At 62.5% G+C, this 23,270-nt stretch carries 21 protein-coding genes; 10 read left to right on the forward strand and 11 right to left on the reverse strand.

Going from position 1 to position 23,270, the window contains the following annotated elements:
• Position 1: 1 nt before the first annotated feature.
• From AB6809_RS14590 to AB6809_RS14605, 4 genes are read left to right on the forward strand one after another with little or no spacing between them, the layout of a single operon-like run.
• Entirely contained in the window at positions 2–1,351 is a 1,350-nt protein-coding gene (locus tag AB6809_RS14590; RefSeq protein ID WP_371026852.1) for an NAD(P)/FAD-dependent oxidoreductase, read from the forward strand.
• The gene (locus AB6809_RS14595) at positions 1,348–2,259 is read left to right on the forward strand and encodes an ABC transporter permease (protein WP_035569473.1); all 912 of its coding nucleotides are present in this window, start codon (positions 1,348–1,350) and stop codon (positions 2,257–2,259) included. The genes AB6809_RS14590 and AB6809_RS14595 overlap by 4 nt, the downstream gene beginning before the upstream one ends.
• A complete protein-coding gene (locus AB6809_RS14600; RefSeq protein ID WP_006049237.1) occupies positions 2,256–3,050 on the forward strand; it encodes an ABC transporter permease in 795 nt (264 codons plus the stop codon). Before AB6809_RS14595 ends, AB6809_RS14600 begins: the two co-directional genes overlap by 4 nt.
• Positions 3,051–3,081: 31 nt before the next feature.
• Positions 3,082–4,509, forward strand: a complete 1,428-nt coding sequence (locus tag AB6809_RS14605; RefSeq protein WP_029966421.1) for an aldehyde dehydrogenase family protein — start codon at positions 3,082–3,084, stop codon at positions 4,507–4,509.
• Between the two features lie 18 nt (positions 4,510–4,527).
• On the opposite strand, the gene AB6809_RS14610 is transcribed toward AB6809_RS14605, so the two are convergent.
• The 7 genes from AB6809_RS14610 to AB6809_RS14640 form a co-directional block, all read right to left on the reverse strand.
• A complete protein-coding gene (locus tag AB6809_RS14610; RefSeq protein ID WP_029966419.1) occupies positions 4,528–6,225 on the reverse strand; it encodes a GMC family oxidoreductase in 1,698 nt (565 codons plus the stop codon).
• Positions 6,226–6,349: 124 nt separating this feature from the next.
• The gene (locus AB6809_RS14615) at positions 6,350–7,360 is read right to left on the reverse strand and encodes an ABC transporter substrate-binding protein (RefSeq protein ID WP_051153881.1); all 1,011 of its coding nucleotides are present in this window, start codon (positions 7,358–7,360) and stop codon (positions 6,350–6,352) included.
• Between the two features lie 256 nt (positions 7,361–7,616).
• Positions 7,617–8,336 (reverse strand): RNA polymerase sigma factor, encoded by a 720-nt coding sequence (locus tag AB6809_RS14620; protein ID WP_029966415.1) that lies wholly within the window; start codon positions 8,334–8,336, stop codon positions 7,617–7,619.
• A 13-nt stretch (positions 8,337–8,349) separates the two neighbouring features.
• Positions 8,350–8,646, reverse strand: a complete 297-nt coding sequence (locus AB6809_RS14625) for a cupredoxin family copper-binding protein (protein WP_371026853.1) — start codon at positions 8,644–8,646, stop codon at positions 8,350–8,352.
• Positions 8,647–8,701: 55 nt separating this feature from the next.
• Entirely contained in the window at positions 8,702–9,235 is a 534-nt protein-coding gene (locus AB6809_RS14630) for a DUF4142 domain-containing protein (protein WP_006049243.1), read from the reverse strand.
• A 95-nt stretch (positions 9,236–9,330) separates the two neighbouring features.
• The gene (locus AB6809_RS14635; RefSeq protein ID WP_371026854.1) at positions 9,331–10,641 is read right to left on the reverse strand and encodes an MFS transporter; all 1,311 of its coding nucleotides are present in this window, start codon (positions 10,639–10,641) and stop codon (positions 9,331–9,333) included.
• Positions 10,642–10,792: 151 nt separating this feature from the next.
• Positions 10,793–11,887, reverse strand: coding sequence for a tartrate dehydrogenase (locus tag AB6809_RS14640; RefSeq protein ID WP_029966409.1), 1,095 nt, complete (start codon positions 11,885–11,887; stop codon positions 10,793–10,795).
• 117 nt (positions 11,888–12,004) lie between these two features.
• Here AB6809_RS14640 and AB6809_RS14645 point away from each other — a divergent pair, with 117 nt between their 5' ends.
• A complete protein-coding gene (locus AB6809_RS14645; protein ID WP_029966408.1) occupies positions 12,005–12,913 on the forward strand; it encodes a LysR substrate-binding domain-containing protein in 909 nt (302 codons plus the stop codon).
• A 48-nt stretch (positions 12,914–12,961) separates the two neighbouring features.
• Here AB6809_RS14645 and AB6809_RS14650 read toward each other — a convergent pair whose 3' ends face one another.
• Entirely contained in the window at positions 12,962–13,279 is a 318-nt protein-coding gene (locus tag AB6809_RS14650) for a DUF4148 domain-containing protein (protein ID WP_029966406.1), read from the reverse strand.
• A gap of 200 nt (positions 13,280–13,479) precedes the next feature.
• On the opposite strand from AB6809_RS14650, the gene AB6809_RS14655 reads away from it, so the two are divergent.
• Positions 13,480–14,094, forward strand: a complete 615-nt coding sequence (locus tag AB6809_RS14655) for a pyridoxamine 5'-phosphate oxidase family protein (RefSeq protein WP_029966404.1) — start codon at positions 13,480–13,482, stop codon at positions 14,092–14,094.
• 109 nt (positions 14,095–14,203) lie between these two features.
• Positions 14,204–14,992 (forward strand): membrane protein, encoded by a 789-nt coding sequence (locus AB6809_RS14660; protein WP_029966402.1) that lies wholly within the window; start codon positions 14,204–14,206, stop codon positions 14,990–14,992.
• A 115-nt stretch (positions 14,993–15,107) separates the two neighbouring features.
• On the opposite strand, the gene AB6809_RS14665 is transcribed toward AB6809_RS14660, so the two are convergent.
• Complete coding sequence (locus tag AB6809_RS14665) at positions 15,108–16,271, reverse strand: porin (protein WP_006049250.1); 1,164 nt, start codon at positions 16,269–16,271, stop codon at positions 15,108–15,110.
• A 302-nt stretch (positions 16,272–16,573) separates the two neighbouring features.
• On the opposite strand from AB6809_RS14665, the gene AB6809_RS14670 reads away from it, so the two are divergent.
• Positions 16,574–17,389 (forward strand): MetQ/NlpA family ABC transporter substrate-binding protein, encoded by an 816-nt coding sequence (locus tag AB6809_RS14670; protein WP_029966401.1) that lies wholly within the window; start codon positions 16,574–16,576, stop codon positions 17,387–17,389.
• An 83-nt stretch (positions 17,390–17,472) separates the two neighbouring features.
• Here AB6809_RS14670 and AB6809_RS14675 read toward each other — a convergent pair whose 3' ends face one another.
• A complete protein-coding gene (locus AB6809_RS14675; RefSeq protein WP_029966399.1) occupies positions 17,473–18,588 on the reverse strand; it encodes a succinylglutamate desuccinylase/aspartoacylase family protein in 1,116 nt (371 codons plus the stop codon).
• Between the two features lie 278 nt (positions 18,589–18,866).
• On the reverse strand, positions 18,867–19,649 hold the full coding sequence (locus AB6809_RS14680; RefSeq protein WP_006049253.1) for an ABC transporter substrate-binding protein: 783 nt from the start codon (positions 19,647–19,649) through the stop codon (positions 18,867–18,869).
• A gap of 626 nt (positions 19,650–20,275) precedes the next feature.
• Between AB6809_RS14680 and AB6809_RS14685 the strand changes: the two genes are divergently transcribed.
• Complete coding sequence (locus tag AB6809_RS14685) at positions 20,276–21,424, forward strand: extracellular solute-binding protein (RefSeq protein ID WP_029966398.1); 1,149 nt, start codon at positions 20,276–20,278, stop codon at positions 21,422–21,424.
• Positions 21,424–23,247: a diguanylate cyclase domain-containing protein gene (locus AB6809_RS14690; RefSeq protein WP_029966396.1), complete on the forward strand. Its 1,824-nt coding sequence runs from the start codon at positions 21,424–21,426 to the stop codon at positions 23,245–23,247. Before AB6809_RS14685 ends, AB6809_RS14690 begins: the two co-directional genes overlap by 1 nt.
• Positions 23,248–23,270 lie beyond the last annotated feature (23 nt).

Here is a 23,270-nt window from a genome sequence, read left to right on the forward strand (position 1 = left end):
CATGCTCGCGCCCGCGATTCACAACGCCTCGCAACGCCCGCAGCCCGATTCGTTATGGCGCGCGATGGCGGCGCGCACTGCCGAAAAGCAGGCGCCCGTCAGCACGGGCGCGCCGCTCGCTCGCGATCTCATCGTCGACGTGGCCGTGATCGGCGCGGGTTACTCGGGCCTCGCCGCCGCGTATGCACTGCAAAAACGCGGCGTCGACTGCGCGGTGTTCGATGCAAACCCGGTGGGTTGGGGCGCGAGTGGGCGCAATGGCGGCGTGGTGTCGTCGAAATTCCGCTTGTCGTTTCCGCAGATCGACAAGCTGCACGGACTCGATACCGCCAAGCGCATGCACCGGCTCGCGCATGAAGGCGTGCGCGTGGTCGAATCGTTCGTCGACGAATTCAGGCTCGAGCGCGCGCGTTTCGAGCATACGGGCAGCCTGCGTTGCGCGCACACCGAGCGAGCGTTCGAAGCGATTCGCGCGGAAGCGGACTGGGTGCGCACGCAACTGGGCGATACGTCGATGACCGTGCAATCGGCCGCGGAAATAACTCGCGAGACGGGATCGGCGGAGTTTGTCGGCGGCGTATTGAGCGCCGATGCCGGCACGATCCTGCCGCTCGAATACGTGTACGGCATCGCGCGCGGACTGACCGCGCGCGGCGTGCCGATTTACGAAGCAACGCCGATCGTCGAGATGACGCGTGCAGAGCGCGGCTCGGGTGGCGCCGTGCTGCGCACGCCTCACGGCACGGTGCGCGCGAAGCAGGTGATCGTCGCGACGAATGCCTATTCCGATCTCACGGCCGCGACCGCCGCCTATCAACGCGAGCTCGTGCCGTTTCGCAGCGCGATGATCGCAACGGAGCGTCTGCCCGCGGAACTCGACGCGCGCCTGATGGTGCAGCGCCGCAGCTATACGGAAACGCGCCGCATGATGAAGTGGTTTCGCAAGGTTGACGGCAGCATGCTGTTCGGCGGACGCGATGCGTTCGGCAAGGAAGGGCAGTCCACCGGTTTCGACGCGCTGCGCCGCGCGATGGTCGCGCTGTTTCCCGATCTCGCGGACGTGCAGATCGAGTACCAATGGTCGGGCTATGTCGGCATGACCTTCAACTCGCTGCCGCATGTTGGCCGAAGCGACGACGTCACGACGTTTTGTCTCGGGTATAACGGAGCAGGTGTCGCGATGGCGAGCCTGCTCGGTCAGCATGCAGCGGCGCTCGCGCTCGGCGAAACGCCTGAGCTCGCATTGCTCGGCCAGCAAGGCTTGCGGCCCGTGCCGTTTCATTCGCTGCGCGCGCCGGGCGTTCGCGTCGTCGCCGCGTGGTATCAGTTTCTCGACGCCGTGGGTGCATGATGACGACAGCCAAACGGATTTTTCAGGGACCCAGCTTGATGCAGACGACCGCGATGGACCCGTCGGAGCGCCATCGGCAACGCGAGGACCGTGCGATGCTGCTGTTGCTCGCGCCCGCGCTTTTGGTCGTCGTTGTGCTGCTGGTGGTGCCGCTCGCGTGGCTCTCGTGGCAGTCCATCTGGCATGACGGCGGCTTCACGCTCGTCAACTATCGGCGCATCTTCACCGGCACCTATCTGGACACCTTCCTGCTTACGTTCAGGCTCAGCGCGATCGTGACGGGTGTGACGCTTCTGCTCGGATATCCCGTGGCGTATTTCGCGGCCTCGGTGTCGCCGCGATGGAGCGCGCTGATACTCGGCATGGTCATATTGCCGTTCTGGACCAGTGTGCTCGTGCGCACTTACGCATGGCTCGTGCTGTTGCAGCGCACCGGGCTCATCAACAAGGCGTTGCTCGAAATGGGCCTGGTGGATCGGCCGATACAACTCGCCTACAACCAGTTCGGCACGATCCTCGCGATGGTGCATATTCTGTTGCCGTTCATGGTGCTGCCGCTTTATTCGGCCATGCAGAAGATTCCAGCGAACCTCTCGCAGGCCGGCGCGAGTCTCGGCGGCTCGCCGCTGCATGTTTTCTGGCGCGTGTTTCTGCCGCTGTCGATGAGCGGTGTCGTCGCGGGCGTCACGCTCGTCTTCGTGCTGTGCCTCGGTTTTTACATCACGCCCGAACTGATGGGCGGCGGCAAGTCGATCATGGTGTCGATGGTGGTGAGCCGCAACGTGGAAATCTACAACAGTTGGGGAGCGGCGAGCGCGGTCAGCGTCGTGCTGCTGGTTTGCGTGTTCGCGATCTTCTATGCCGCGAGCCGCGTGATTCCACTTGAAAAGACCCTGGGCGCGAAATGAACAGGATTCCGTTAGGCAGAGTCGTGCTCGGCGCGTTCGTCGTGCTGATCCTCGTATTCCTGATGCTGCCGGTGCTGATCGTCGTGCCGCTATCGTTCTCCGACACGCGCTTCATGACGTTCCCGCCGCCCGCGTACTCGTTGCGCTGGTATCACGCGTTCTTCGACAACCCCGCATGGATCGACGCCGCTCGCGTGACGCTGACGGCATCCGTTTGCGCCGCGCTCGTCGCGACGCCGCTCGGCGTTGCCGCGGCCTACGCGATCCAGCACGGCACGCATTGGTCGATGCGCTATCTGCGCACGCTGCTGATGTTGCCGCTGATGGTGCCGATCATCATCGTCGCGGTGGGCGTGTTCTTCGTGTTCACGCAGGCGGGTTACGTGAATACGCTCGGCGGACTGATCGTCGCGGATACGATGCTCGGGCTGCCGTACGTGCTGATTTCCGTCGGCGCGGATTTGCGCACGTTCGACCGCACGCAGGAAATGGTCGCGCGCAGTCTCGGCATGAATCGGCTGCGCAGCTTTCTCACGGTGACGCTGCCGCAGATCAAGGCGAGCGTGATTTCCGGCGCGGTGTTCGTGTTCATTCAGGCGCTCGATGAAACCGTCGTCGCGCTGTTCATATCGGGCGGCGCGAATCAGACGCTCACGCGCCGCATGTTCGTCACGCTGCGCGACGAGATCGATCCGACCATCGCCGCGATCAGCACCATGCTCACTGCGTTGACGTTGTGTCTCGTGATGATCGTCGTCGTGAGCCGGCGTTCGGCCGGCGCGCGGGCGTGATGCCTTTTCATTTCCTCTGACTGGGAAGCGGATGTCCAATGCACTGAAGTTTTATATCGACGGCGCATGGGTTGCGCCGTCCGGCAACGCGCGCCTTGCCGTGGTCGATCCCTGCACGGAAGAAGCGTTCGCCGAGATCGCGCTGGGCAATGCGGAAGATGTCGAGCGCGCGGTCGCCGCGGCGAGACGCGCGTTCGCGTCGTTCTCGCTGACGCAGCCGGTTGAACGCATCGCGCTGATCCGCCGCATACTCGACGCCTATATGGCGCGCTACGACGACATGGCCTCTGTGATCTCGCGTGAAATCGGCGCGCCGAAAAAGCTCTCGCATGCGTGGCAGGCCGCGCTCGGCAAGCGTCATCTGGAAGAACTGTTGCGTACCTGCGAGAGCTTCGCGTGGCAGCGCAAGAAGGGCACGACGCTCGTCAATCATGAGCCCGTCGGCGTGGTCGCGCTGATTACGCCGTGGAACTGGCCGATCAATCAGATTGTCTGCAAGGTCGCGCCCGCGATTGCCGCCGGCTGCACGATGGTGCTCAAGCCGAGCGAGGTGTCTCCGCTGAACGCCGTGCTGTTCGCTGAAATTCTCGACGCGGCGGGCGTGCCGCCAGGCGTGTTCAATCTGCTGAACGGCGACGGCCCGACTGTCGGCGCCGCGCTATGCAGTCATCCGGACGTCGACATGGTGTCGTTCACCGGATCGACGCGCGCGGGCGTGGAAATCGCAAAGCTGGCCGCGCCGACCGTCAAGCGCGTGCATCAGGAACTGGGCGGCAAGTCGGCCAACATTCTTCTCGACGACGTGGACCTGGAAGCCGCGGTCACGTCGGGCGTGAACTCGTGCTTCAGCAACAGCGGGCAGTCGTGCAATGCGCCGACGCGCATGCTGGTGCCGGCAGCGCGGCACGACGAGGCCGTGGCGATTGCACAGCGCGCGGCGGCCGCGCACCGCATCGGTCCCGCTGACGACGACGAAACGACGATGGGCCCGGTCGTTAGCGACGTGCAATACGCACGCGTGCAACGGCTGATCGAAATGGGCATCGAGGAAGGCGCGCTGCTCGCGGCGGGCGGGCCAGGACGTCCCGACGGTTTGACGCGCGGCTATTACGTGCGGCCCACGGTATTCGCAAACGTCGCTCCGTCGATGACGATCGCGCGCGAAGAAATCTTCGGCCCGGTGCTCGCGATCATGCCGTATCGCGACGAAGAAGACGCCATCGCCATTGCCAACGACACACCGTTCGGACTTGCCGCGTATGTTCAATCCGCGGATCAGGCGCGCGCGAGGCGCATTGCATTGCGCTTGCGCGCGGGCAGCGTGTATCTGAACTATCCGGCCTGGGACGCGGGCTCGCCGTTCGGCGGCTACAAGCAGTCCGGCAACGGACGCGAATACGGCGAGTGGGGGCTCGAAGCGTTTCTCGAAGTGAAGGGTATCGTTGGGTACGGCGAGTAGGTTGCGATCAGGGCACGATTAAGCCGCGCTCGAACGCCCACGCAGCAGATCCGCAATGCGCTCCGCGATCATGATGGTCGGCACATTCGTATTCGCGCATGGAATCGACGGCATCAACGACGCATCGCACACATGCAGCCCTTCGACGCCATACACGGCGCCGCGCGCATCGGTGACCGCGAGCGGGTCGTCGGCGGCGCCCATGCGGCAGGTGCCCGACGGGTGCCACGTACCGCCCACCGAACGTGTGACGAACTGCGTGAGCGCGGCATCGTCGGCGAGCAGTTCGTCGAGTGTCGCGCCTTGCGTGATGACGCGGCGCACCAGTGATGCCCGCAACGGCCCCGCGATGTCCAGCAGCGCGGCGAGCGCACCGCGCTGCAGCGCGTTCCATGCGCCAGGCACCGCGACGGCCGCGACGCGCGGCGAATAGCTCGACGGAAACACCGTGCCGCGATGCGCGGCCATCGCCGGTGCGGCGAGTGTCTTTGCGCCGAAGCGCAGCGCGAGCTTTAGCCGTTCGAGATCGCGCGGGTCGGAGAGCATCGCGAAATCGACGTTGGGTTCATCCAATGCGTTAGCGGATTGGAGTGTGAGACGCCCGCGCGAATACGATTTGTTGACCCAGAAGAACATCGTGCCGAGACGATAGCCGACCGAATGCCAGCCCGAGCGCGACAGTATCGCGCCGTGCATGTCGCCCGGCACAGTGCCAGCCAGGCCCGACGAAAAGCGCACGATGGCCTGCTCGTGATGCTCGTCGGGAAACGGCGTGCGCGCGGCGCGAGGCAGAAACGCGGACACCGCGATAGACGGATGCTCCATCAGATTGCGGCCTACGCCCTGGCGATCCGCGAGCACGTCGATGCCGAGCGCGGCAAGTTCATTCGCGGGGCCAATGCCGCTTCTCAGCAGCAGCGCGGGCGAGTGGATCGCCCCTGAGCAGACGATCACGCAGCGCGCCCGCAAGTCATCACGGGTGCCGTCGGGCCGCATCACGCGCGCGCCGATTGCACGCTTTGCGTCGAACAGAACGCGCTCTGCGATCTCGTTCGTGCGAATCGTGAGGTTGGGCCGCGCCCGCACCGCGTCGTCGAGATAACAAACGGATGTGGGAATGCGCTCGCCCTGCGCGCTCACCGCAATCGCGCCGATGAAAGTGCCGTCCTGCCAGAGGCCATTCTGATCCGCGTGCAGCGGATAGTCGTGCTTCAACGTATTGAGCACGGCCTTTACGAATGGGGAGATGCGTTGCGGTCCGGTTCGCTGGATACGCAGCGGGCCATGCGCGCCATGCAGGCCGCTATCGTCCGGGCCGTTGAAGTCGCAATCGGTTTCGAGCTTGCGGAAGTAGGGCAGACACGCTTGCCAGTTCCAGCCTTGTGCGCCGAGTGTTTGCCATTCGTCGTAATCGGCGGGCGAGCCGCGATTGGCCATTAGCGCATTGATCGCCGAGCCGCCGCCGAGAAGCCGCGCCTGTTCATAGCGGCGCAGCGCGGCGGGCGCGCTCATGCGCGCTTTCAGTTGCCGCCAGAGGTTCGCCGTGTCGAGATACGCGCGGCCAGGATAGCGGCTGCGGATGTCGGCAGGCATGGTCGCCTGCGAGATGTCGCGGCCTGCCTCGACGAGACACACGTTGTTGCCGGCGTCTTCGGAGAGCCGCGCGGCGAGTACGCAGCCGGCCGATCCGCCGCCAAGAATCAGATAGTCGATCACGTTGGATGGATGAAGACCGCGCGCCGCATCGCCCTGCGCGCGGCACAACGCAAACCAGAAAACAGAACGCCCGCGATGAACCGTGGTCCCGCGGGCGCGTGAATGGCAGTGCGAACGCCGCCCGTTATTGCATGAACTTGAGCCAGCGCGCTTTCGCCTGAATGCCTGCATCCGATGCCCACCAGTCTTCGGACATCAATGCCTGCTTCGCGGCATTCTCGGGCGAGCTCGGCAACTCGCTTGCGCGCTTGGCCGCGATCTTGCCGGTCTTGAACGCAGCCGGATTGCCCGGACCGTAGTCGATATAAAGCGGCAGATTCGCTTGCAACTCGGGCGAGACCGCGGTGTTCAGGAAGCGCATCGCGTCGTTCAGATTCGGCGCGTTCTTCAGCACGCATAGCTGCGTGTTTTGCAGAATGCCGTCGTTGAAGGTGAAATCGACGTCGGGGTTGTCCTTGCGCACGGCGCTTGCGCGGCCGTTCCAGATCATCGTCATGTCGACTTCGCCGTCATGCAGCAATTGCGCGGACTGGCCACCCGAGGTCCACCACACCGTGATGTCGGGCTTGATCTGCTGCAACTTCTTGAAGGCGCGATCGACGTCGAGCGGATAAAGCTTGTCGCGCGACACGCCGTCGGCGAGCAGCGCTGCTTCCAATACCGTTTGCGGATCGTTGCGCAATGCACGTGTGCCGGGGAAGGCTTTCACGTTCCAGAAGTCGGCCCAGCTTTGCGGCCTCTTCTTCAGCGTCTTCTTGTTGTAGCCGATCACGGTCGAATAGAACTCGTACGCGACCGAGTAGGGCGTGCGGTACTTTTCCGGCATCGCCGCGGCGTTCGGGAGCTTCGCGAAGTCGAGCTTTTCCAGCAGCCCTTCGCGTCCGCCTCGCAGACAGTTCGAGGTCGGCGTGTCCACCACGTCCCAGATCGGCTTGCCGGTCGCGGCCTGCGCCTTGATCTGCGGCCACGCATCGGGAATGCTGTCCTGATTGATGGTGATGCCCAGCTCCTTCGCCGCCGGGTCGAGGATGGCTTTGGTCTGAGCCTCCTGATACGTGCCGCCTTGCGACACGAAAGTGATTTTTCCCGCGGCGAGAGCGGGCGCCATGCTCACGGCGCTCAACAGCAGAGTCATGGCAAACGGGCGCAACCTTGGCATGCTGATCACGACTTCTCCTCGATACGGTTGAAGCGAAAAGACATCATCCAGGTCGGCGCTATGTGCCGCTGCGGCTCGGAGCCGAAGCGGCAAACAGCACAGGCTTGAATGGAAATATAGTGAGCCAATTTGACCGGAGCAACGCCGCAATTGTTGGAGCGGCCATGACATGATGTTATGTCAGACTGTTGTAGCCTGGGTTGTCGTCGTTGCGCGCAGTGCTTTGACGGCTTCAATCGCTTCGATCCGTCCCGTCGCGTTTGCCGATTCGCGACATCACGTTCGCAACGATGCGGTCGCAGCGCGCACCGGCGAATCCGAACAGTTCGCTTCCGGCGACGTCGATCTCTCGCGCGAGCGACTCGCGCAACAGACTCTTTGCGCGAAAATGCCGGCTACGCACGGTGGCTTCGGCAATCTCCAGGCATTGCGCGGTTTCCTCGACACTGAGTTCTTCCACCGATCGCAGAATGAACACCGTGCGGAACGATGCCGGCAATTCGTCGAGCTTGCGCTCGATCAGCGCGCGCATTTCCGCGCGCGCTACTGCGCTGTCGGGCGGCTCGGAGTCGGACGGGTGCATGGCTTCAATATCGATGTCGGCGGTGTTGGAACTGACTATCGGCACAACGTTCTCGCGGCGGGCATGGCGGCGCAGCCGGCCATAGCATTCGTTGAGCACGAGCCGCGAGAGCCACGTGGACAAAGCCGCGTCGCCGCGAAACTGGCTGAGCGAACGGTAGGCGCGGAGATACGCGTCCTGAAGCGCGTCTTCGGCTTCGGCGTCGTCGCGCAGCGTCGCGCGCGCGAGCCGGTAGAGGCGCCGGTTGTGGCGGCGCATCAGCACCTCGAACGCTGCACGATCGCCCGCGACGATGCGCCGGACGATCGCAAGATCGTCGTCGGCGTTGTCGTCGGCGGACATGGACGGCAGTTTCGCTGTCTCGGTCATCGCGTGCGGGCTCTCATTGAACGGTTAGCGCGCCGTGCATCGTCGGATGAAAAGTGCAGCCGTACGGATAACTGCCGGCCTTCGCGGGCGCGTAAGACCATGACGCGTTGGCGGCAATGCTGCGCGAATCGAATGCATGCGTGTTGCCGGTCACCGTATGAGGAAAGAGGTCCTTGTTGATCCATACGATGCGGTCTCCTCGCTTCACCGTCAAGGTGGGCGGATTGAATTGCATGTTCTCGATCGTGACGACATGGCTTGTCGGCGTCGCCGCGCTCGCCGGTAATGCGCTCAAGCTGGCCAAGAGCATCGCACAGACCAGCGCGGCGCACGCACGCGTGCTCTTGCCCGACGCATGCCGCCGCTTAACCACTGCTTTTCTCCAGCGACGCCTGCACATGCTTCGCATGTTCGAGATGCGCGACGAAAGCCGGCCGGACCTTCACGAGCAGCGCTTTCAGCTCATCGTTCTTCGCTGACGGAATCAGCGTTTTATCGAGCGCGTCGAGCACATTCTCATGGTAGGTCACTTCGTGATCGATATACGCACGGTCGAATGCTGCGCCATTCAGTTTCTTGAGCGCCGCGAGGTTTGCATCGCCGCCTTGCTTGAGGCTTTGGCTTGTCGCGTTGTCCTCGGGCGTGACGTTGAGTTTGTGCACGAGGTCGCTCGCCGATTGATTGACGGCGCTGTGGTCGGTGACCATCTGCTTCGCGAACGCCTTGACGTCGCCCGACTTCGAGCGCGACTCGGCGAGTTTGCCCGCGTCGATGTCGACCTGGTTCGCGGTGACGACGATAGCCGCGATCTGCGGATCGCTCGGCCCGGCGCTTTGCGCCCAGCTAGCGAGACTCACGAGCGCGAGCGCGCCTAACCATTGTGGACGGATCAGTTTCATGCGGATTCTCCCGTTTAGCCAACGTTGCGTTGCATACCGCGTTGGATGTCACGACGGAGAATCCTGTTCCCAGATGATGCGCGACGCGCGTTGCTTCAGTGACCGTGCCGCTCGCCCGCTGCGACCGGCGTCTGCCTGGATTGCCGGCTGAGCATCAGCGTGACGACCGCCGATACGGCCAGCGTCGCGCCGACCACATACAGCCCGGCCGAATAGCCGCCCGTCACGTTCTTGAGCCAGCCGATCGCGAATGGACCGACGAAGCCGCCGAGGTTGCCGATGGAGTTGATCATCGCGATGCCCGCGGCCGCGCCCGCGCCCGACAGGAACATGCTCGGCATCGCCCACAACGGCGCCTTGGCCGCGCTGATGCCGACGTTCACGACCACGAGCGCCAGCACGATCATGAGCGCGGTCGCCGCGTTGCCTGCGAACACAAAGCCGAGACAGGCCAGCGCGCACGGAATGACGACGTGCCACGTGCGTTCTTCGGTGCGATCCGAATGCCTCGCCCACAGAATCATCGCGATCACCGCGACGATGCTCGGTATGCCCGCGAGCAGACCCGTCTCGAATGAGCCGAAGCCGTATTGCCTGATGATGAGCGGCGCCCACAGGCCGAGCGTGTACAAGCCCGCGGACGTGCCGAAGTAAATCAGCGCCAGTGCGAGAACGCGCGGATCGCGCAGCGCACTCAACGCGCCGGCCGTGTGGCCCGCGTGCGACTGCCGCGCGTCGGCTTCCGTCTTCAGTTTCGCGATCAGCCATTCGCGCTCTTCGGGCGCGAGCCAGTGCGCTTTCGACGGCGTGTCGGTCAGATACTTCAGGACGAAGAAGCCGAGTACGACCGCGGGCAGCGCTTCGAGGATATAGAGCATTTGCCAGTCGGCGAGACCGGCCATCGGCGGCAGCTTCATGATGGCGCCGGAAATCGGCGAGCCGATCGCGGTGGAAATCGGCGCGGCGGCCATGAACCATGCGGCGGCGACCGCGCGTTGACGCGATGGGAACCACAAGCTCAGATACAGGATGATGCCGGGAAAGAAGCCCGCTTCCGCGACGCCGAGCAGAAAGCGCAACGCGTAGAAACTGTTCGGCCCGACGACGAACGCGGAGGCCAGCGAGACGATGCCCCACGAGACCATCACGCGGGCAATCCAGCGGCGCGCGCCGACCTTGTGAAGAATCAGGTTCGACGGAACTTCGAACAGAAAATAGCCGATAAAGAACAGGCCGCCGCCGAATCCGAACGCGGTCGGCGACAGGCCAATGGCCTTGTTCATCGTCAGCGCGGCGAAGCCTACGTTGACGCGGTCGAGAAAACTCACGAAATACAGCAGCATCACGAACGGGATGATCCGCAGCATCAGCTTGCGGCACACCCGGCTTTCGAGGTCGGTCGTCATTGTCTCCTCCTTTGGAGGCTTGAGCGGTGCCCTGCTGCGAGGGCAGCAGGGTGCGAGGCGCGCGGCAGCCGTCGAATGCGGCTGTTGTCCGTGGGTGCGCGTCGCGAGGCGCGAACTGTCGCGCGATGGGGGGTTATGTGGCTGACACGGCTTATGCCGCGTTCGCCGCCGGCCTTGCGGCTCGTTCGATGAAAGCGCACACCGCAGCCGTCACCTGCGCGGTCGTCGCCGTGCCGCCGAGGTCGCCCGTGTGCAGCGACTTGTCCGCGGTCACGGCTTCCACGGCCTGCATCACGCGCTTTGCCGCGTCGAATTCGCCGAGATGTTCGAGCAGCATCACAACCGACCAGAAGGTGCCGACCGGATTCGCGAGACCCTTGCCCATGATGTCGAACGCTGAACCGTGGATCGGTTCGAACATCGACGGAAAGCGCCGTTCGGGGTCGATGTTGCCGGTCGGCGCAATGCCCAGGCTGCCGGCAAGCGCGGCGGCCAGGTCGCTGAGAATGTCGGCGTGCAGGTTCGTCGCGACAATCGTGTCGAGGCTCGCCGGGCGGTTGATCATGCGCGCGGTCGACGCGTCGACCAGTTCCTTGTCCCACGTCACATCGGGGAATTCCCTCGAGACCTGTAGCGCGATTTCGTCCCACATCACCATCGCGTGACGTTGCGCGTTGCTCTTCGTGATGACGGTCAGCAGCTTGCGCGGACGCGACTGCGCGAGGCGGAACGCGAAGCGCATGATGCGCTCGACGCCGGCGCGGGTCATGATCGACACGTCCGTCGCGGCTTCGATCGGATGACCCTGGTGAACGCGGCCGCCCACGCCGGAGTACTCGCCCTCGGAGTTTTCGCGCACGATCACCCAGTTGAGGTCCTCGGGCTTGCAGCGCTTTAACGGTGCGTCGATGCCGGGCAGGATGCGCGTGGGGCGAACGTTCGCGTACTGGTCGAAGCCCTGGCAGATTTTCAGACGCAGACCCCACAGCGTGATGTGATCGGGAATGTCCGGGTCGCCTGCCGAACCGAACAGAATCGCGTCCTTGTCGCGGATCGCATCGAGTCCGTCCGCCGGCATCATCACGCCATGCTTGCGGTGATAGTCGCCGCCCCAGTCGAAATTTTCGAACTCGAATGCAAACGACTGCGTGGTTCTGGCGAGCGCTTCGAGCACCTCGGCGCCGGCCGGTACGACCTCCTTGCCGATGCCGTCGCCAGGAATGGTCGCGATGCGATAGGTCTTCATGCTGCGTCTCCGAATGATTGATTGATTGGGTTGGTTGCAGTGACTCTATCGACATCTGCACGAAAAAACCGGTGCTAAACTCAAAGCATCTTTAACTTCAATTCACAAGTGGAAGCGATGCGCGATACCGTTCAGCCAGCCGATCTGAGCTTTTTCTCGACGCTCGCGGCGTCCGGCAGCCTGAGCGCGGCGGCGCGAGAGCTGGGATTGACGGCGGCGGCCGTCAGCAAGCGGCTCACGCAGATGGAGAGCCGGGCGGGCGTCGCGCTCGTCAACCGCACCACGCGCCGGATGATGCTCACGCCCGAAGGCGAGCTGTATTTGCAGCATGCGCGCAGGATTCTCGACGAAATCGACGAACTCGCCGAGTTGCTCGGCTCGGCGAAGAAGAGCCCGAAGGGACTGTTGCGTGTGAATGCGACGCTTGGGTTTGGGCGCAGCCATGTCGCGCCCGCAATTTCGCACTTCGTCGCGAAGTATCCGCAGGTGTCGGTGCAGCTTCAGTTGTCGGTCACGCCGCCGCCGCTCACCGACGATACGTTCGACGTCTGCATCCGCTTTGGCGAGCCGCCCGATACGCGCGTGATCGCGCGGCGCCTCGCGGCGAACCGGCGCCTGCTGTGCGCGGCGCCCTCGTATATCGCGTCGCACGGCATGCCGATGACGCCGCATGATCTAACGCGGCATAACTGCATCGGCATTCGTCAGGGTGACGAAGCGTATGGCGTGTGGCGGTTGAGTTCGGGCAAGGGCGCGTCGCTGAAGACGGAAGCCGTCCGCATCAAGGGCACGCTGACCACCAACGACGGCGAGATCGCGGTGAAGTGGGCGCTCGAGGGGCACGGCATTCTGATGCGCGCGGAGTGGGACATCAAGCAGTACCTCGCCGATGGCTCGCTCGTGGTCGTGCTGCCCGGTTACGACACGCCGAACGCCGACATCTTCGCCGTGTACTCGCAGCGGCATCAGATGTCGAACCGCATTCGCGCGTTCGTGGATTTCATCGCGCGCGAGTTGGGGGAATGAGGCGTCGGCTGTTGAATTTCCCGTAGCGTATGAGCCGGGCGTGAGTCGTTATTTCTGCATCGGCATGGCTTGCATTGCCGGATCTTGATCCATCTGCGCGCTTTTTTGAGCCGCGTGCATCGCGGCCACTTTTCTTTCGGCTTCCTGAATGTCGGATGGATACTGACTGTCGTCGCCGAGCGACGGCGTGTAGCCGGCGGCCTCGAGTTCTTCGAGTTCGTGCATGACTTCGGCGCGCGTGAGAGGATGGCCGGCGTCGGGCGATGCCTGCGCGCGTGCCCATGTCGACGTGACCACCAGCGCAGTGGCGGAAATAATGGCGAATAGCGCGCGGGCTGTCGCGCGATGTGCATGGTGGTCTTTCATGGCTTGCTCCTCGATGTGCGAGCGGATCGTCCGAAAGCGGTTTGCGTTCGATATGACGCGCTCTGCATCGTTAAACCGGCGAAGTGGCTTTCTTATTCCCGCGACGTCGGAACAGCAGCAAGCGATTTACCGGACATGCGCCGAATGCCTATACTGCATGTTCCGATTTCTACCGATTGTTCTCTTGCAGAGCGTCCGCCATGACACATACCGTTAAAAGCGTCGAGCAGCTCGAACAGATTTACGGCGCGCCGCACGAGCGCGCATTGTGGAAAGAACTTGATTGCCTCAATAGCGACTATCAGGCGTTCGTGCGCGCTTCTCCGTTCGCGGTGTTGTCTTCTGTCGGTGAGGGCGGAGCGGATTGCTCGCCGAAAGGCGACGCCGCCGGATTCGTTCAGATACTCGACGAGCGCACATTGGCGTTGCCGGACAGGCCGGGCAATAACCGCATCGACAGCCTAAGAAACATTGTGGCCGACCCGCGCGTGTCGTTGCTGTTTCTGGTGCCGGGCGTCGGCGAAACGTTGCGGGTGAACGGGCGCGCCGAGATTTCAGTCGATCCCGACTTGCTCGCGCGCTTCGAGGTTCGCGGGAAACTGCCGCGCACAGTGATTATCGTGCACGTCGAGGCGGCGTATTTTCATTGCTCGAAAGCGCTGGTGCGCTCGAGTCTTTGGGACCCGGCAAAGCAGGTGGACCGCGCAAGTTTGCCGAGCGCGGGAGATATGCATAGGCGTTTGAGCGGCGGTACTTTCGACGGCGCGCAATACGATAAGGAAATGCCGGAGAAGGTGGCGGCGGGGCTTTATTGAGGCGCGCCGATGCGGCATCTATGCAACGCACTATTCGACGCTTAAGCAAGCGTTAACCTCCGAAGGTTAAATTGGCGGGTCGTTCAGGCTACTCAGGAAGGAGCAAGTTATGAAAGACGACGCCGCCAGCTTTACCGAAGAGGCTGTCAGCAAAGTACCGCAAGTGACCTTGGGTTTCTGGATCATCAAGGTCGCGGCGACCACGCTCGGCGAAACGGGTGGCGACTGGGTGTCCATGTCGCTGAAGCTCGGCTACCTGATCGGTTCGGCGATTTTTCTGGTGTTCTTTATCGCGCTCGTTTCAGCGCAAATCAAGGCGCGCAACTTTCGTCCGTTCCTTTATTGGGCGACCATCATCGCGACTACGACGCTTGGCACCACGATGGCCGATTTCGCGGACAGGTCGCTCGGCATCGGCTATCCAGGCGGTGTTGCGCTGGTCGTTGGATTGCTGGCCGCGAGCCTCGCAATCTGGTATCGCTCGGAAGGAACCGTCTCCGTGCAGAGCATCGTCACTGCAAAAGCGGAATGGTTCTACTGGATCACGATCCTGTTCTCGCAGACACTCGGCACGGCTCTCGGCGACTGGGTCGCGGGCGAGGATCGCGGCGGTCTCGGTGTTGGCTACGAATATGGCGCGATGATCTTCGGCGCGGGCTTGCTCGTCGTGGCCGCCTTGTATTTCTGGTCGCGCGTATCGCACACGGCGCTCTTCTGGGCCGCGTTCATCCTCACGCGTCCGCTCGGCGCGACGCTCGGCGATCTGCTCGACAAGCCGGTTGCGGAAGGCGGATTGCACATCAGCCGCTTATACGCCTCCGGCATTCTGCTTGCGTTTATCATCGCGTGTATCGTGTTGTTGCCGCAGCGCTCGGCAAGACGCGAGCCGGCTGTGTGACGCTGCGCTCAGTACGCTGAAAAACACGTCGCAAACATAAACGCCCCTGAAAACAGGGGCGTTTCTTCACATTCACACCGGCGAAGCAACAACTCATCGCACGGTACAAATCGCTTTAGAACTTGTGGCGAACGCCCACGCGGAACGCCAACTGGTTGTCCGCGCCCGTGCCCGACGTGTTGAAGTAGCTTGTGCTCGAACCGATCTGCGCTTGCAGATCCTGCGTGCCGTTGCGGCCCGCCGCGATCTGATAGATACCCAGCGCATACACGTCGGTACGCTTGCTCAGCGCGTAGTCGACGCTCAGATCGACCTGATTCCAGTGACCGCGATTCGCGTTGCTCAGGTGCATGTACGTGTAGCCCGCGCCTGCCGTCAATGCCGGCGTGAACGCGTACTTCGCGCCTGCCTCATACGCGGCGAACGTCGTCGTGCCGCCCGAAATCGGCTCGAAGCGTGTGTTCGTGTACAACGCCCACAGCGTGGCTGCGCCGATCGAATAACGGCCGCCCACGCCGAACGTGCGCAGATCGCGGACGTTGCCGGTCGCGACGTTGGCGATCGTCGTCGAGAACGACGGCGTCGACTGGCCCGGATAACGGATGTCCGTGTAAGCCGCACCGATGCCGAACGGACCGTTCGCGTAGTTCACGCCGAAGCTGTAAGCACGCGACGAACCCGCGACCGGCGCTGCGGCCGTGCCGGTTGCCGGCGCGCCTGCGAATGCGCCCGCCTGGTTCGAGAAGCCATACATTGCGCCGAACGTGAGGCCCGCGAAATTCGCGCTGCTGAACTTGACCGCGTTGTTGATACGGCTCGACGTAAGCTGGTCCACGTCGTTGATGTGATACGCGTAGTTGCCTGCAACCGTTTGTCCGCCGGTCGAGTAATTGCCGCCGAGGTAATCGGTCGAGAACGAGTACTGGCGGCCGAACGTCAGCGAGCCGACATTGTTCTGCGACAGGCCCACATACGCCTGACGGCCGAACATCGCGCCGCCCTGGCCGAGCGTGCCGTTGCCGCTGTTAAAGCCGTTTTCGAGCACGAAGATCGCCTTCAGGCCGTTGCCCAGATCTTCGGTGCCGCGCAGGCCCCAACGGCTGCCTTGAGCAACGCCGTCGTCGTACTTGAAGAGATTGTCGTGACCGGTGGCGGTCTTCGAGTTGTTCACATAGCTGATGCCGGCATCGATCACGCCATACAGCGTGACGCTGCTTTGTGCGTGTGCTGCGCTGGCGAAAACGGCGAGGGTAGCGGCGGTCAATAGTTTTTTGTTCAAAACGTTCTCCGATTAAAAATTGAGCGATCGCGACGCCCTGCTTCTTGGGTAAGGTCGTGCGATGGCCCGAAATTTAAGGGAACGCTGAGTAAGGTATGTGACAGGTGCATTGATTTTGGAATTTGTCGCGCATACGCGACAGTCGACAGAGTCGAGCATTAAGCGACGCATGGCGGAACGCGTCGCGGGCATAAGCATTTTCCAGTTCGCCGATATAAGCGTGTGAAAAACGATTGGTTTCAGGCCGCCGCCGTCGCATGCGACGATGCGCGCCTACCAATCAAACCGCTTATGGGGACTGCATGCAACGCCGCATCGTCATCAAAAATCTGCTTGCCGTGGCGAGCGCCGCGGCTCTTTCGTTCACGGCAACGTTTGCGCACGCCGACGGCAAGCAACTCAAGGTCGGCACGATGAGCGGCCCTGACGCGCAAATCTGGACGGTGGTCACGAAAGTAGCGGCGCGCGAGGGGCTGAATGTGAAAGTGATCGAATTCAACGACTACGTGCAGCCGAATGCCGCATTGGATGCCGGCGATCTCGACGCCAATGGTTTTCAGCATCAGCCGTTTCTCGACAGCCAGATCAAGCAGCGCGGCTATAAGATCGTCAACGTGGGGCTGACGTATGTGTCGCCCATGGGCTTCTATTCGAACAAGCTCAAATCGCTGAAGGATCTGCCGGAAGGTGCGAAGGTCGGGATTCAGAACGATCCGTCCAATGGCAATCGCGCGTTGCTGCTGTTGCAAAAGTATGGCGTGATCAAACTGAAGCCGGGCGTCGGCACGAACGGCGTGAATGCAACGCCGCTCGACGTCGCCGAGAATCCGAAGAAGATCAAACTGGTGGAACTGGACGCCGCGCAACTGCCGCGCGCGTTGGGCGATCTCGACGCGGCGTCGATCAATACCGACTATGCCGTGAAGGCCGGCCTGCAGCCGACTAAAGACGCCATCGCAATCGAAGATCTGAAAGGCCCTTACGCCAATCTGATCGCCGTGCGCGAGCAGGATCGCAACCAGCCCTGGGTGAAGAAACTGGTCGCGGCGTATGAGTCCGATGAAGTGCGCAAGTACATCGACACCCAGTTCATAGGCGCGATTATTCCCGCGTTCTAAAGTTCTCTAGCGGAAAGCCAGGAGCGAAGGCGCCTTCACGGCGCCTTTTTGTTTGCCTTCCGCTCAGCCTTTGCTCGCGCGAATCAGTTACTCAACAGCGAGCCGCTTCGAAACGCGGTCGCGCCGGCAATGCGCGCGAATTCGAGGCCAGCGGTGGCAAAGCGCGTCGAATGCCGCGCATACAGAACGCCTGCGACGCCGCTCTTCAGCGTGACGACGCGGTCTGTCAACGGATCGACGATGTCCGCGATTTCACGCCCCACGTCGACCCACGTGCCGACTTCACAGCGATACACCAGCACGCCGCTGATCGGCGCAACGATCGGCTCCGCGCCGGCAAGCGGTGTGGCCGCGAATTCGAGCGGCGGCAGCGGCGCCGCCGTGCCTGCGATCACGCCGCGCGCGGTCAGATATTCGATGATCGCCTGCGCGTCGTGCTCCGCGTACTCGTAAGACACCTCGCGCTGGCCGCGCAATTCGATCGTGACCGAAATGGAGCCGTTGGGGATCGGAAAGCGCTCGCCGAAACGGCCGCGCAGATCGGACCAGCAGAAGCTGTGAATTTCGTCGAACGGATTGCCGACCGAATTCAGCGCGAGCAGCGACGCCTTCGCGCCGAGATAACGCGCCAGCGGCTCGACGTCGGGCCACAGGTCCGGGTTCGTGTACAGATGCATCGCGGCTTCCCAGTCGCAATGCAGATCGAGCACCACGTCCGCGTCGTAAGAGAGCTTTTGCAGCGCGAGACGTTGCGATTCGAGTTCGGTTGCGGGCTGTTGCGCGTCGAGCGCCTCGCGCATCGCGCTGCGAATGGCGGAGCGATTCGCGTCGATGTCATCGCTGAGACGACCCTCGATGACCGGCAGCACGAGTGCCGAAAGATCGTGGAAATTGCGGTTGAAGTTCTGCGCGGTGTTGGTTTCGAAGCGTCCCGTGAGATGGCCGAGGAAGTGCTGGTTCAGACCGATGGGATTGGCCACCGGCACGATTACCACTTCGCCGCGCAGCTTGCCGGCTGCTTCGAGCGCGGCGAGCTTGCGGCGCAATTCCCAGGAGACGAGCATGCCCGGCAGTTCGTCGGCATGCAGGGACGACTGGATATAAATCTTCTGTCCGCCGCTCGGACCGTAATGAAAACTCGTCAGGTTGCGGGCGGTGCCGAGCGTCGGCGCAATCAGCGGATGGGATTGGGTTTGCATGGTTGTCGAATTCGCGGGGGAAAGTGCGGCGCACCGCTATCTCGTTGATTACAAGGGGGGAAGCCTGCATGAGGCCAGTTGCTGGCGGCAAATCCGGCAAGCGCGCCGCACCAGCATGGTGGCATCGGATCGCACGATCTTAGCCGATACGGCGACGCGCGTGTTTTGCCGCCATAAAACGCAACGGGCTCCGCGTGTGGCGGAGCCCGTTTTCACGGAGCCGTGGAGTGCGCCGCTAAACGCGCACGGCGCGGCTCCTCGGCGCGGAAGTCCGCGTATTAGCTGCCGTACACGTCGAAGTCGAAGTACTTCTTCTCGAGCTTCTTGTACGTGCCGTCCTTGATGATGTCGGCAATCGCCTTGTCGACCTTCGCCTTCAGATCCGTATCTTCCTTGCGCATGCCGATGCCCGCGCCGTTGCCGAGAATCTTCGGATCGTCGAGGTTCTTGCCGACGAAGTCGAAGCCTGCGCCACGCGGCGTCTTCAGGAAGCCGATTTCAGCTTGCACGGCATCTTGCAGCGCTGCGTCGAGACGGCCCGACAGCAAGTCGGCGTACACCTGGTCCTGGTTCTGATACGGCACGACCTTCGTGCCCTTCGCTTCCCAGTACGTCTTCGCGTAGGTTTCCTGGATCGTGCCCTGTTCGACGCCGACCGTCTTGCCCTTCAGCGATTCAGCCGTCGGCAGGATGCCCGAACCCTTCTTCGCGACGAGGCGCGTCGGCGTGTTGAACAGCTTCGACGAGAACGCCACCTGTTCGGCGCGTTGCGGCGTCATGGACATCGACGACAGTACGCCGTCGAACTTCTTCGCTTTCAGCGCCGGAATCATGCCGTCGAAGTCGTTTTCGACCCACACGCACTTGGCCTTCAGGCGCGCGCAGATTTCATTGCCGAGGTCGATGTCGAAGCCGACGAGCTTGCCGTCGGAGCCCTTGGACTCGAACGGGGGATAGCTGGCATCGACGCCGAAACGGATGGTGGTCCAATCTTTAGCGTGTGCGCCGATCGAGACGGTGGCAAGCAGAGCAACCGTCAATGCCGCTAGCAGTTTTTTCACTGTTTAACTCCTCGGTGTAGTTCAAATACTCCCGCATGCGGTTGTGCCGCTCGCGGGAAACCCGGCGCGACTTACGACCGGGCCTGGGTTGAAGCCGCCGGCCGGGGCGGCCAGCAGCGCGCGCCAAGCTTATCAGTTCAAAAATATTGGGTAGTTAGTGAAACACCGGATAGCGCATCGCGCATGCCCCGAAAATAAAAGCGCTCCGGACCGCGCTGCATCGTAAAACGATGCATGTCGCATCGGATTCCGCGCTGCGCCCGAATGCGGAGTGCCGAAGTAGTACCGCCATAGTGTCGCTGTAATGCGGTGGTAATGCGAATCGTTAATTGACATTTGTCAATCGCACGGCAATTTAATTCGTCGCAGGATTAAAGAAAGTCAGCCATATGCCGTTATCACGGGATGATTGCCCGTCGTGTCCCGCCGAGTGTGAGTTATTTCTCGGCATTTACGCAGTAAGGAAACCAAAAAGATATTGCTTGGCGCTATCATCGTTGCTCCTCTCGCTCGCCATGTAGCGCCAAAAGAGCAGTCCTGTCTGAGGAAATGTTCTCCTGGTTTAATTCGCGATTGATTACGCGGGCATAGGCTCGCCGGAACTGCCTTCTGCTTAACGGTGTTGTATGCACATGATTTCGACGGCAGATGAAAAGCGCCATGACGAGCGGCGTGGCCAGCGGCGAATTTCAGCGGCTTTGCCACGCGCGCGGTTAGCTGCGCGCGGCTATTGCGGCGTCTTGCTGCGCGTCGCGCTGAGCGTGTTTCTGTGCGTCGGGATGCTGTCGGGTGCATCGGCCGAGGCCGCGAAAAAAGTCCTGCATGTGCTTGCGTGGCCCGGTTACGCCGATGCCGACATCGTGAAGACTTTCGAATTGCGCTACGACGTGAAGGTGGAAGTGACGCTCGTCGATTCCGACGAAGCGTTATGGGCGCAAATGCACGCGAAAAATGCGCCGCCTTTCGACGTGCTCGCCGCCAACACCGCGGAGATACAGCGCTACTTGCGCGCCCATCTGCTCGCGCCGCTCGATCTGCAAAGCCTGCCCAACACCGCGCGACAATTGCCGCGTTTCCAGGCGCGCGCGTCGATTGAAGGAATCGTCTCAGACGGCAAGGTCTACGGAATTCCGTTTACCTATTCGTCGATGGGCCTCATTTACGATCGCAAGCAGATTCCGGTTGCACCGCGCTCGATGCGCGAACTCTGGAACCCGCGATACCGCGGCAAGGTGCTCGACTTCAACAGCGCGCAGCACAACTTTTCGTTTACCGCGCTTGCATTGGGTTATCGCGATCCGTTCAATCTGAACGACACGCAGATGCGCGCGATCGCTCACAAGCTCGTCGAACTGCGCCGCAATTTACTGACCTATTACACGTTGCCCGAAGAGGCCACCGCATTTTTTGTCCAGCATAACGTCGCGTTGATGTTCGGCAACTACGGCACGCAGCAAGTGGAATTGCTGCGCCGCGCGGGCGCCGACGTCGGTTACGTGATTCCCGACGAAGGCGTGCTCGCGTGGCTCGATTGCTGGTCCATGACGCGCGTGGCCGCCGAGCCGCAGCTCGCGCTCGCCTGGATCAATTACATGCTCGAGCCGGACGTGAGCCGCCTGCTGACGCAACGGCAGGGGCTCGCGAATACATTGACCGCGCCCGCGGCGAATAGCGACAACGCCCGCATTCTGTGGATCGGGCCGGTCGAGAACATTCAAAAGCGCGAGGACCTGTGGGCCCGAATCGCGTCCGGCGATCGCTCGGAGCGCTTCTGATGATCCGCCCAGGCCTCACGTTCAAACTCTCCGTGCTGCTCGCGTGCATCGGCGTGCTGGCTTCGGGCGCGACCGGCTATTACGCGTATCACTCGAACCGCACGATGCTCGTGAAGGAAGCGGGGCGCAGCTTGCTGACGTCGACTGAGTTGCTCGGCGAGCGCTTTTCCGCCTCCATCGACGACGTCGGCGCCGACGCGCTCGTGCTCGCGAGCTTGCCTTCGTCGGCGGAAGTCGTCGCGGCCGACGACGGTTTAAGCTCGAGCTTGCCGCGCGAACGGCTCGCGCAGGTGTACTCGAGTTTCATGATTCACCATGCCGAATATCTGCAGATCCGCCTGATCAGCCGCGCGAATCATGGGCTGGAAATCATTCGTTTCGACCGCGACGCAGACGGACTGATACGCGTGCAAGGCGGCAGTCTGCAGGAAAAAGGCCAGTTTCCGTATGTGTTCGAGCCGCTCGCCTTTTCGCCGGGACGCCTCTATACGTCGCCGATTTCCGTCAATCATGAATACGGCGCGCACGCGGCGCAGGGCAAACCGACGCTGCGGGTCGGCACGCCGGTAGCGAACGCGCAGGGCGCGGTGGTCGGCGTCGTGGTGATCGACGTGAATCTCTCGAATCTGCTCAAGCGTTTGCAAAGCGATTTGCCGAGCGATTATCAGGTTTATCTCGCGAACGAATGGGGCGACTTTCTCGTTCATCCCGATGCGGCGAAAACATTCGGCTTCGACGTGGGCCGTCGCGTGCTGATGCAGGACAGCTTCGCCGTGACGAAGCCGCTCTTCGAACAGAAGGAAAGCGAAGTACTCGCGAACGGTCTTGCGCGTCCGCACGAGGCAGACGGACAGGTGCTCGCCTTCGTGCGCAGACCGTTCGGCGCGTCGGAGGGCAATCGCTTTATCGTGCTCGGACTCGGCAAGCCGCTCGAGGACGTGCTGTCCGGCGCGCATCTGCTGGGCGGCAGCATCATCCGCATGGTGTTGGTCTTCAGTGCACTGGCCGTGCTGCTCGCCATTCTGTTCGCACGCGCGCTCACGAAGCCGCTGCACATCCTCGCGTATGCGGCGACGCATCTGTTCGCCGAACACGCAATGGGCACGTTGCCGCTCAAGCGCACCGACGAGATCGGTGTACTCGCGCGCTGCTTCGACCGCTTGCGCCGCGAAATCCGATCGCAGATGGACGCGCTGCACGTCAAGCAGCGCGAGCTCGTGCATCTCGCCACGCACGACGTGCTGACCGGTTTGCCGAACCGCATGCTGTTCATGGAGAAGCTCGAGCGCGCGATCCAGGACGCGACGCGTCGCCGCGAAGGACTCGCCGTGCTGTTCGTCGACCTCGACCGCTTCAAGCAGATCAACGATCAGTTCGGCCATGCGGTCGGCGACAAGGTGCTCGTCGCGGTGGCGCTGCGGCTCAAACAGGTGCTGCATTCCGCGGATGTCGTCGCGCGTCTGGGCGGCGACGAATTCATCGTGCTGATCGAAGGGCCGCGCTCGGCTGAGGCGGCGCCGGGCATCGCGTCGCGCATCATGACCACGCTGAACGAAGAAATCGTGATGGACGGCCAGGGCATGACGGTGGGCGCGAGCATCGGCATCAGCCAGTTTCCCGACGACAGCGGCACCGCCGAAGAACTGCTGCTCAATGCCGACGCGGCGATGTATGCGGCGAAATCGGGGGGACGGTGCGCGTATTTGCGCTATCACGACGTACTCGAAGCGCGCCGGCGTCAGCAGACGGAGCCGATCGAAGTCGTGCAGGCGACGGCCGGCGACGGCGCAGCCGAAGGGGACGAAGCCGAGCCGACCGCGTAGTTCGCACGTTGCTTTTTGCGCGC

This window comes from Paraburkholderia sp. RCC_158, assembly GCF_041355255.1.
Taxonomy (GTDB): domain Bacteria; phylum Pseudomonadota; class Gammaproteobacteria; order Burkholderiales; family Burkholderiaceae; genus Paraburkholderia; species Paraburkholderia graminis.

Bases quoted from the DNA above. Each gene is read 5' to 3' on its own strand.
- AB6809_RS14590 (WP_371026852.1), top strand. From the start codon at position 2: ATGCTCGCGCCCGCGATTCACAACGCCTCGCAACGCCCGCAGCCCGAT.
- AB6809_RS14595 (WP_035569473.1), top strand. From the start codon at position 1,348: ATGATGACGACAGCCAAACGGATTTTTCAGGGACCCAGCTTGATGCAG.
- AB6809_RS14600 (WP_006049237.1), top strand. From the start codon at position 2,256: ATGAACAGGATTCCGTTAGGCAGAGTCGTGCTCGGCGCGTTCGTCGTG.
- AB6809_RS14605 (WP_029966421.1), top strand. From the start codon at position 3,082: ATGTCCAATGCACTGAAGTTTTATATCGACGGCGCATGGGTTGCGCCG.
- AB6809_RS14615 (WP_051153881.1), bottom strand. From the start codon at position 7,360: ATGACTCTGCTGTTGAGCGCCGTGAGCATGGCGCCCGCTCTCGCCGCG.
- AB6809_RS14620 (WP_029966415.1), bottom strand. From the start codon at position 8,336: ATGACCGAGACAGCGAAACTGCCGTCCATGTCCGCCGACGACAACGCC.
- AB6809_RS14625 (WP_371026853.1), bottom strand. From the start codon at position 8,646: ATGCTCTTGGCCAGCTTGAGCGCATTACCGGCGAGCGCGGCGACGCCG.
- AB6809_RS14630 (WP_006049243.1), bottom strand. From the start codon at position 9,235: ATGAAACTGATCCGTCCACAATGGTTAGGCGCGCTCGCGCTCGTGAGT.
- AB6809_RS14635 (WP_371026854.1), bottom strand. From the start codon at position 10,641: ATGACGACCGACCTCGAAAGCCGGGTGTGCCGCAAGCTGATGCTGCGG.
- AB6809_RS14640 (WP_029966409.1), bottom strand. From the start codon at position 11,887: ATGAAGACCTATCGCATCGCGACCATTCCTGGCGACGGCATCGGCAAG.
- AB6809_RS14645 (WP_029966408.1), top strand. From the start codon at position 12,005: ATGCGCGATACCGTTCAGCCAGCCGATCTGAGCTTTTTCTCGACGCTC.
- AB6809_RS14650 (WP_029966406.1), bottom strand. From the start codon at position 13,279: ATGAAAGACCACCATGCACATCGCGCGACAGCCCGCGCGCTATTCGCC.
- AB6809_RS14655 (WP_029966404.1), top strand. From the start codon at position 13,480: ATGACACATACCGTTAAAAGCGTCGAGCAGCTCGAACAGATTTACGGC.
- AB6809_RS14660 (WP_029966402.1), top strand. From the start codon at position 14,204: ATGAAAGACGACGCCGCCAGCTTTACCGAAGAGGCTGTCAGCAAAGTA.
- AB6809_RS14670 (WP_029966401.1), top strand. From the start codon at position 16,574: ATGCAACGCCGCATCGTCATCAAAAATCTGCTTGCCGTGGCGAGCGCC.
- AB6809_RS14675 (WP_029966399.1), bottom strand. From the start codon at position 18,588: ATGCAAACCCAATCCCATCCGCTGATTGCGCCGACGCTCGGCACCGCC.
- AB6809_RS14685 (WP_029966398.1), top strand. From the start codon at position 20,276: ATGCACATGATTTCGACGGCAGATGAAAAGCGCCATGACGAGCGGCGT.
- AB6809_RS14690 (WP_029966396.1), top strand. From the start codon at position 21,424: ATGATCCGCCCAGGCCTCACGTTCAAACTCTCCGTGCTGCTCGCGTGC.